This is a genomic window from Prevotella vespertina, from assembly GCF_009728485.1.
Lineage (GTDB): Bacteria > Bacteroidota > Bacteroidia > Bacteroidales > Bacteroidaceae > Prevotella > Prevotella vespertina.
On record NZ_VVIQ01000016.1, the window covers coordinates 47,721 to 54,589 of the forward strand.

The 6,869-nt window shown below is 46.6% G+C and carries 6 protein-coding genes and 1 tRNA gene; 6 read left to right on the forward strand and 1 reads right to left on the reverse strand.

What is annotated here, in order from left to right; genetic code table 11:
- The first annotated feature begins 149 nt into the window (after positions 1 to 149).
- The 5 genes from F0475_RS11265 to F0475_RS11285 all read left to right on the forward strand — a co-directional run bounded on the left by F0475_RS11265 (position 150) and on the right by F0475_RS11285 (position 4,911).
- Complete coding sequence (locus F0475_RS11265; RefSeq protein ID WP_155716710.1) at positions 150 to 1,352, forward strand: replication-associated recombination protein A; 1,203 nt, start codon at positions 150 to 152, stop codon at positions 1,350 to 1,352.
- A gap of 621 nt (positions 1,353 to 1,973) precedes the next feature.
- Positions 1,974 to 2,924, forward strand: a complete 951-nt coding sequence (locus tag F0475_RS11270) for a D-2-hydroxyacid dehydrogenase (protein WP_155716707.1) — start codon at positions 1,974 to 1,976, stop codon at positions 2,922 to 2,924.
- Positions 2,921 to 3,568: a trimeric intracellular cation channel family protein gene (locus tag F0475_RS11275; RefSeq protein ID WP_009435323.1), complete on the forward strand. Its 648-nt coding sequence runs from the start codon at positions 2,921 to 2,923 to the stop codon at positions 3,566 to 3,568. The genes F0475_RS11270 and F0475_RS11275 overlap by 4 nt, the downstream gene beginning before the upstream one ends.
- 102 nt (positions 3,569 to 3,670) lie before the next feature.
- Positions 3,671 to 3,744: transfer RNA gene (locus tag F0475_RS11280), tRNA-Arg, on the forward strand.
- 732 nt (positions 3,745 to 4,476) lie between these two features.
- A complete protein-coding gene (locus tag F0475_RS11285) occupies positions 4,477 to 4,911 on the forward strand; it encodes a hypothetical protein (protein ID WP_155716708.1) in 435 nt (144 codons plus the stop codon).
- A 21-nt stretch (positions 4,912 to 4,932) separates the two neighbouring features.
- On the opposite strand, the gene F0475_RS11765 is transcribed toward F0475_RS11285, so the two are convergent.
- On the reverse strand, positions 4,933 to 5,139 hold the full coding sequence (locus tag F0475_RS11765) for a hypothetical protein (protein WP_199879811.1): 207 nt from the start codon (positions 5,137 to 5,139) through the stop codon (positions 4,933 to 4,935).
- A 668-nt stretch (positions 5,140 to 5,807) separates the two neighbouring features.
- Here F0475_RS11765 and F0475_RS11290 point away from each other — a divergent pair.
- A complete protein-coding gene (locus F0475_RS11290) occupies positions 5,808 to 6,299 on the forward strand; it encodes a pyridoxamine 5'-phosphate oxidase family protein (RefSeq protein ID WP_199879812.1) in 492 nt (163 codons plus the stop codon).
- Positions 6,300 to 6,869 lie beyond the last annotated feature (570 nt).

Consider the following 6,869-nt stretch of genomic DNA (forward strand, 5'->3'; position numbering starts at 1 on the left):
TTAGCCAGACGACAGCTGCTACTTAGTAATGCGATTGTCCATGTCGAGTGCAACAACCACCGACGATAGGCAAGACGATTGCGAAGGATAGCTTGCACTCTTGCGAGCGGTGGACTAGAGCGGAGTTATCGCTAGAGATAAGAATAGATATGGAACCATTGGCAGAAAGGATGCGTCCTCGGACGCTGGATGAATACATTGGGCAGGAGCATCTTGTGGGTCAGGGAGCTGTCTTGCGACGTATGATCGACAGCGGTCATATCAGTTCGTTCATCCTCTGGGGACCACCAGGCGTTGGCAAAACCACGCTCGCTCAGATCATTGCCCATCAATTAGAAACACCCTTCTACACGCTCTCGGCGGTGACAAGTGGTGTAAAAGATGTACGCGAGGTAATCGATCGGGCGAAGAGCGGGAGGTTCTTCAATTCGGTTTCCCCGATACTCTTCATCGACGAAATTCATCGATTCTCTAAGTCGCAGCAAGACTCCTTGTTGGGTGCTGTGGAGAGAGGAGTTGTGACGTTGATAGGCGCAACGACGGAGAATCCCTCATTCGAAGTCATCCGCCCACTGCTGTCGCGTTGCCAGTTATATGTGCTGAAATCGTTGGAGAAAGACGACCTACTCCGCCTCGTGCAACGTGCAATTACGGAAGACACGGAGCTGAAGAAACTCTCGATAAAGCTCTCCGAGACGACCGCCCTACTGCGTTATAGCGGTGGCGATGCACGTAAATTGCTCAATATTATCGACCTCCTCGTGAGTGCTCGGGCGTCAGATGAGATTGTTATCACCGACGAACTCGTGGAGAAAGAGTTGCAGGAAAACCCCTTGGCATACGATAAGGACGGTGAGATGCACTATGACCTTGTGTCTGCATTCATCAAGTCGATCCGTGGAGGAAACGCCGATGCCGCCCTCTATTGGATGGCTCGGATGATTGAAGGAGGCGAAGATCCACGCTTTATCGTACGCCGAGTAGTGATCAGCGCAGCCGAGGATATCGGACTTGCGAACCCCAATGCTCTGTTATTGGCAAACGCTGCCTTTGATGCAGTCGACCGCATAGGATGGCCAGAGGGGCGCATACCTTTGGCGGAAGCAGTGGTCTATCTCGCTCGTTCCAAGAAGGACAATTCGGCTTATAAGGGTATCAATGCCGCCCTTGAGGAGGTGCGCCGTTCGGGTAATCTGCCTGTTCCCTTGCACCTTCGGAATGCACCGACAAAGTTGATGAAAGACCTTGGTTATGGTGATGGATATAAGTATCCTCACGATTATGAGGGGCATTTTGTCGAGCAACAATATATGCCAGATGAGTTGGAGGGGAGGGAGTTTATACCCCAATAATAGCCTCACCCAAGCCTCCCCCGACCCCTCCGAAAGGAGGGGAGTGTTGCTTGGGTGTTGGCTGGGGAAGGCTGGTCGAAGTATTACGAGGTACTGCCTCGTAAGCTGGAACAGCAGGACAGCAAACAAAGAGGTGCTCTTTTTAAAACGAAGGGGGCGTTTCTTTGAAGCGAAGAGAGGCTCTCTTTATAATAAGGAAACGCCTTCGTTGATGGGAATGAAAGCCTCACAGCCTCTCCGAACCAGCGGTCACTGACCAAAGGGAAGTAATGGAGAGGGGAGTAGATAGTGCTATTTCCCACAGAACAAACAACTTGTCTACTTGTCAACTATCAACTCGTCAACTTATAAAAACAAATAATAACAACAAAAAGGAGCTCTTCCTCTTATCCTAACTCGCCCCCGTTAGGCTACATCCCCTCCTTCGGAGGGGCCTGGGGAGGCTTTAATTTTGAATTATGAACTTTGAATTTTGAATTAGAAAAAATGCTCTCGTCAACTTATAAAAACAAATAATAACAACAAAAAGAGGCTCTTCCTCTTATCCTAACTCGCCCCCGTTAGGCTACATCCCCTCCTTCGGAGGGGCTTGGGGAGGCCTTAATTAAACAATAAGAAAGTATGAAACTAGTTATTCTCGACTGCCATGCAGTCAACCCTGGTGACCTCTCGTGGGAACCAATAAAGCAACTCGCTGATTGTACGATATACGAAAGAACACGACAGGAAGATGTCGTTGAGCGTGCAAAAGACGCTGACGGAATACTCATCAATAAGGTGAATATCACTGAAGAAGTGCTCCAACAACTGCCTAAACTGAAGTATATTGGAGAGCTGGCAACAGGTTATAATAATATTGACATCGCTGCGGCACGTGCAAGAGGAGTTGTGGTTTGCAATATCCCAGCCTATAGTACCGATAGTGTGGCACAACATGTTTTCGCCTTACTGTTGAATGCTGCAACACGAGTAGACCATTACGCCGAGGCTGTCAGACGTGGTGATTGGTGCAAGCAACAGGACTTCTGCTATTGGGATACGCCTCTGATCGAGCTCGCGGGGAAGACTCTTGGTATTGTCGGACTCGGTCATATCGGTCAGAAAGTGGCGCAGATTGCCCACGCCATGGGTATGGATATATCGGCATACACCAGTAAGAACAGTAGCGATCTACCCGAGTGTATCCGCAAGACAACCCTTGAAGGACTCTTTAGTACGTCTGACGTCATCACCCTCCATTGCCCTCTTACGGCAGAGAATACGCACATGATCAATGCAGAAAGTCTACAGAAAATGCGCCCCGGAACCATCCTTATTAATACAGGACGTGGTGGACTCATTGACGAACAGGCTGTTGCTGATGCCCTCGAAAGTGGTCATCTCAAAGCCTATTGTGCGGATGTTATGACCGACGAACCGCCTCGCACGGACAATCCCCTTCTACAACAACCCAACGCATATATCACTCCGCACGTGGCATGGGCTACTCGTGAGGCACGCGAAAGACTTATGGCTATTGCCGTGGAGAATATCAAGAAATTCATAGAAGGCACTCCGCAAAACTGCGTATGACCTACACTGACCCCCATCTCGTCCGTACCCTCCAGGTTATCTTGGAGTTTCTAGGCACCTTCGCATTCGCTATCTCTGGTATACGGCACGCTGCCCAAAAGCACTTCGATTGGTTCGGAGGCTACGTATGCGGCTTTGCTGTAGCCATCGGAGGCGGTACGATACGTGATGCCATGCTTGGTGTGCGCCCGTTCTGGATGTCAAATATCATGTATGTGTTGGTTACTGGACTTGCACTCTTCCTCGTTATCCTATCGAGGAAATGGATAAAGAGGCTCGATAACGCATGGTTTGTCTTCGATACACTGGGCTTAGCTCTGTTCACCATAGCCGGTATTCAGAAGACTATCGCACTAGGACATAGCTTCTGGGTAGCCGTTATCATGGGGTGTATCACGGGTGTGGCAGGTGGCGTCATACGTGATGTTCTGTTGAATAACATCCCCGTCATCTTTCATAAAGAGATTTACGCCGTGGCAAGTGTGGCAGGAGGTCTAACCTATTGGACGCTCTTCTCGCTCGGACTGGGGCTTCCCCTGACGGTGATAGTCACCTTTCTTATGATTTGTGTAATACGCTTTGTTGCAGTAGGTTACCATATTTCGCTACCGACACTACACGATGAAGACGAAAAGAAAACGTAAAAAAGTTGATGAAAAGTTTGGTGGGTTGGAAGAAAAGTCATACCTTTGCACTCGCAATTAAGCAATAGCACTATTGCTCTTAACGTTTGCAACCATTTTAATGGTTCCGTAGCTCAACTGAATAGAGCACTTGACTACGGATCAAGAGGTTACAGGTTTGAATCCTGTCGGAATCACAAAGAGGACATCTTAACGATGTCCTCTTTTTTTTGTGTGCGTGTGCAAAGACAGAGGAGAAGCCTCACCCCCGTCCACAACCAGCCTCACCCCCGTCCCAACTACAGCCTCACCCCCAACCCCTCTCCGAGTGGAGAGGGGAGTGAACACTGTTAGTAGGATGGAAGAGGGTGGTAAGGGGAGATAGAGGTAATTGTATTTTGAAATTAAGGAAACGCCCTTCTCAATTTGAAGAGGGCGTTTCTTTGTAATGAAAAGGGCGTCTCTTCGATGTGAAGAAACGCCCCCTTTGTATTAAGAATGCCTTTTCCTAACCGGCTCCCGTTAGGCACTCCTCCCCTTGGGGGAGGCTGGGTGGGGTTGTTCCATTCGGAGAGGGGCTGGGGGTGAGGCTTCTTTTCACCTAACTCCCATTAGGTGTTCCTCCCCTTGGGGGAGCCTAGGTGGGGTTGATGAAACAATTTCGTCGAATTTAAATGGGCTTTCGTCGAGTTAATAAACATTTAATATTTTATTAATTTAAGATATCTTTTTTTACGATTGAACATCCTTTGCACAACATCAAACTAACTTTGTCAGCAAATCACATAGCCCACTTCTCACCCCAGCAAGTGGGCTGGTGATATCAAAGGACATGCGCCCCACTTCCCTTCTCCTACCACTCAACAGGTGGTAACAAGCGTGGGCAAGGCATGATGTCACACATTATTAATTCTTAAAGTAGTACAACTATGGAACATGAAAAGAAGAAAAAAACAATGATGAAACCAATGAAGAAGTGGACAGAAGAGGATATGCAACGCCTGAAGTCCACGATTATTAATGATTTTTACGACCTAATCAATCGTAGTGAGAAGGAGGGTTTGTATTGGAAAGGTGCCACCTGCGACCTGATAGATATGGCACACATGGTGTGGGAGAGTGGAGCTTTATTGCGCCCTGATGGTCGACCGATGGACTTTATCTCTATCGTTCGTAACATCTGTCGGGTGCTGCACGTGAGGGTTCCGAGTAACCCCTCTTCAACGGTGATGGCGGTACGGATGCGTAAAAACATACGTGTCGGGCCGCTCTTGGAACGCTACTTGTATGTGATGACTACCATCAATATACAGGATCCCGTGCGGTTAGAAATAGGTAGAAGGAAGCCTCGGACGAAGCTTTAAAAAAGCCTTATCAAAGTCCAACTACAGCCTCACCCCCTCTCCGAACCAACGGTCACTGACCGAAGGGAAGTAATGGAGAGGGGCGTGAAAACTATTGTTTGCAAATGAAGGGGGCGTTTCCTTGATGCAAAGAGAGGCTCTCTTCAATGCAAGGTAACGCCCTTCTTGATTGCAGAGGGGCGTTTCCTTTAATTCTAGAATCTGATTACCTCTATTCCCGCTAACCATCCTCTCTCATCCTACTAGCAGTCTTCACTCCCCTCTCCATTCGGAGAGGGGGCGGGGGAGAGGCTGTAGTTGAGTTGGTGTTAGGCTTGTCGTTGGGCTGTTCGATTCGGTTAGTTTGGTTCATCGGAACGCTAAACTAGCGTATTAATTACACTTTTATAGTAAAGAAAAATGTAATCTCTAATATGGACAAATAGGGCAATAACAACGCCTAGAAAAGGCTTTTTATAGACGAGAATATTATAATTATTACAAGTAAGAAAGTGTTTAATATTTTCATAAAGTATAGCTTGCAAAATATTACAGCTACTTTCCTCACTTGCAGTACACGATTTCCACTATCTCGACTAATTGTCAGTAGGATACGACAAAAGTCTTTCGTTTTATAATAAAGGTTAAAAGTAATAGTCTAAACGCATTTTTCTTGCGGTCGAGCATTGCGTTTTGAAAATAAAGCACTACCTTTGCATCAAGTTTTTTTAGTGGTTAATTTAGTTTTAGTATTTAAACCTTGGGTGATGTGAATCAGTCAAGGCTTTTTTGTATCATAGCCTTTCTTCGATATTGAAGAGGGTTAATAAGAAGAGATAAGTGTAAAGATAATTTGCAAGCGATATACTTGTTTTATATCAAGTACATTGTTGAATAAATAATAAAAAACTATGCAAATGAAATATGTAAACGACCGTGTTCGTCGTCAGGATCGCCTGATGGATGAGGAGCGAGCACTTGAGTTATTAAGAGATGGTGAGTATGGAGTATTGAGCATGGTGGCAGATAACGCTGGTTATGGTATCCCTGTCAACTTCGTTTGGGATGGTGATCACAGCGTGTATATCCATTGTGCGCCATCTGGGAGGAAGTTAGATGCCATTGAAAAGAACCCTAATGTGTCGCTATGTATCATTGGTAACGTCCACTTGTTACCGCGTAACTTCACCACAGAATATGAGAGTGCTATCTTCTTCGGAGAGGCTCGTATCCACCTTTCTGAGGAAGAGAAGATGCACGCCCTGCACCTTCTAATCGATAAGTTATCGGCTGATTTCAAGGAGATTGGCGATAAATACGCTCACAAGAGTTTCCATCGTGTGGAGATCATACGCATTGACTTCACTGAATTCAGTGGGAAGAGAAAGAAGGTGCATACGGCTGATTAGGGGGGAGAAGATAGCCTCACAACAGCCTAGCTACAGCCCAACCACAACCCATCTACAGCCTCACCCCCGTCCCCTCTCCGAATGGAACAACCCCACCTAACCTCCCCCAAGGGGAGGAATACCTAACGGGAGCAGGTGAGAAGAAGCCTCACCCCCTCTCTGAACCAACGGTCACTGACCGAAGGGAAGTAATGGAGAGGGGAGTGAAGACTATTAGTTGCAGATAAAGGGGGCGTCTTGTCAAATTGAAGAAAGCCTCTCTTCATAACGAAGAGAGGCTTTCTTTATGGTAAGGAAAGGCTTTCTTCATAGCAAGAGAACGCCCTCTTCAAATCTTATCAGTCGCCACGAACAGACTAATCTAATCTTCCCTGAAAATGAGAAACGCCTGGCGAAAACCTTTGTTTGCCTGTCCCTCTGCCTTAAACATCTGTCATTAAAATAATATGTCACTATGCTTTCTATGTCAAAAACCTCCAATATTTCTTATTTTAACTATTTATTTAACAATTACACTTTGTGTTGCCAAACAGATATTGTCAGGTTGATACATACAACCAGTTCTGACCA